Source organism: Leekyejoonella antrihumi (assembly GCF_007845645.1).
GTDB lineage: Bacteria > Actinomycetota > Actinomycetes > Actinomycetales > Dermatophilaceae > Leekyejoonella > Leekyejoonella antrihumi.
Genome location: NZ_VCQV01000104.1, coordinates 1 through 2,449, shown reverse-complemented (window position 1 = coordinate 2,449; position 2,449 = coordinate 1). Strand labels below are relative to the sequence as shown.

Here is a 2,449-nt window from a genome sequence, read left to right as displayed (position 1 = left end):
CAGGGGTCTGGACACGTAGCGTCTCGGCTGGGTCGGATTCCATTGTGATGTAGGGGATTTCCCTGCGCGTGTCCCGCGCTTTGATGCCTTGAACCTGGGATAATGAGTACATGAATCAGTTTGGGTTTTGGGGCCTCGTGTGAGCCTGGTCAAGCAGCAGGTGCTGCCGTTTCTACCGGCCGACGCGGTCCCGATCGGCCCACTGGCCGGGCTCGTCGAAGACGAACAGGGCGGCGTGGTGTTCATCTGCGGGCAGGCCACGTTCACCTTCGCCGCGGACGACTCGGTCGGGCGCCGGCTCGCCGCGGTGCAGCTGGTGGAGGAGAAGATCGCCTCGGTCGGTCAGGTGATGGCCGCGTTCGGCACCACGCAGGGCACGTTGTGGCGGTGGCGGGCTGCGTTCGCCGCCGACGGGGTGGCCGGGCTGATCCCGACCAAGAAGGGACCGAAGGGACCCAGCAAGCTGACCGACCGGATGGTCACGCGTATCCGCCGCTTGGACGAGAAGGGGCTGACGCTGGCTGCGATCGCCGCGAAGGTCGGCGTGGACACCGCCACCGTCCGAGTCGCGCTCGGCCGGCGCGCCGGCTCGGCCGGGTGGCAGGCCCGCCACCCGGGCGCCACGGCCGATACCGGAGAGTCGCTCGCGGATCCGGACGCCCAGCACAGCGAGGATCCAGGCGGGGAAACCGATCAGGACACCGCCGATCAGGAAGACGCGAATGCGCTTGTCCTGCCGGTGCTTCCGGTACCGGTGGCGCGTCGTGGTGAGCGGGCGGCCGCCCGTGAGGGGCTGCTGGTCGAGGCGCCCGTCGTACTCACCGAGGGCGCGCACCTACCGGTGGCCGGGCTGCTGCTGATCCTGCCCGCGCTGGAGACTACCGGGCTGCTCACCGTGTTCGAGTCCGTATTCGGGCGGCTGCGTAACGGGTTCTACGGGCTGCGATCGGTCATCCTGACGATGTTGTTCCTGGCGTTGCTGCGTGACCCGCGGGCGCAGGGCGCCACGAGGGTCAACCCGGCCGACCTGGGCAGGGTCCTGGGGTTGGATCGGGCCCCGGAGGTCAAGACGATCCGCCGGAAGCTGGCCGAGGTAGCCTCCCACCGGCGCGGCGCCGACGTGCAGGCCGCCCTCGCGCAGGTGCACGCGGCCGCTCACCCGGATGCGTTGGGGTTCCTACACGTTGACGGGCACACCCGCGTGTACTGCGGCAAACGGAACCTGCCCAAGACCCATGTGGCCCGGTTGCACATGGTCGCTCACGCGACCGCCGAGACGTGGGTCGCCGACGCGGACGCGGACCCGCTGCTGGTCGTGCCCGGTGTCCCGGGCGCGTCCCTGGCGCAGGAACTGATCCGGCTGATCCCGGAGCTGCGCGCGGTCATCGGCCAGGACCGCCGGGCGACGGTGATCTTCGACCGGGGCGGCTGGTCCGCCGCCTGCTTCCAGGCGCTGACCGATGCCGGCCTCGATGTACTGACCTACCGCAAAGGAGACTTCGACCCGCTCCCGGAGAAGGCGTTTGCCGAGGAGTCGTTCACCGACCCCGACGGGATCACCCACGCCTACAACCTGGCCGAGCAGACCGTGCAGCTGCCGCTGGGAGACGGGACCGGCGGCACGATCAGGCTACGGCAGATCCACAAACGCACCGAGACCGGCACCCAGATCCCGATCCTCACCTCGCGGACCGATCTGACCGGGGCACAGGCCTGCTGGCGGCTCGCCGGGCGGTGGCGTCAAGAGAACTACTTCGGCTACGCGCGTCACAATTTTGCTCTCGATGCCCTGGACTGCTACACCGACCAGGCCGATGACCCCGACCGCCTGGTGCCCAATCCCACCAAGAAGCACGCTGGTCAGGCCGTCGACCGGGCCCACGCCGAGGTGGCCGCCGCCCAGGCCGGACTCGCCAAGGCGATCGACAAGGCCACTACGCAGGCCGGGCGCCGGCGTAACCACGGCACCGCGACCGTCAACCCGGCCGCCGGTCAGACCCTGGCCGCGGCACGCGACCGGTACGAGGACGCCAAAGCCGACCGGCGCGAAACCCCCACCCACGTCCCCCTGCGCGAGGTGCGCCCCGGCGCCCGGGTCCTGGACGAGGAGACCAAGCTGGTCACTCACGCGATCCGCATGTCCGCCTTCAACGCCGAGTCCACTCTCGCCCGCATGCTGCACGGACACTATGCGCCCGCCTATCACGAAGCACGTGCCCTGCTGCGGGAGGCATTCACCCTGCCCGGCGACATCCACGTGACCGGCGACCGCCTGCACGTCGACCTCGACCCGGCGACCGCGCCCCGACGCAGCCGAGCCCTGGCCGGACTGTGTCAGCAGCTGACCGACACCGAGACGACCTATCCTGGCACGAACCTCAAGATCGTCTACACCGTCAAAGACCAGCCTGACAACTCATGAACGATCCCACCATGTCCAGACCCCTGG

At 69.5% G+C, this 2,449-nt stretch carries 1 protein-coding gene; it reads left to right on the top strand.

Annotated features, from left to right (window positions below):
- Window positions 1-139: 139 nt before the first annotated feature.
- Window positions 140-2,422, top strand: a complete 2,283-nt coding sequence (locus FGL98_RS24875; RefSeq protein ID WP_186526396.1) for a putative transposase — start codon at window positions 140-142, stop codon at window positions 2,420-2,422.
- Window positions 2,423-2,449: the final 27 nt, after the last annotated feature.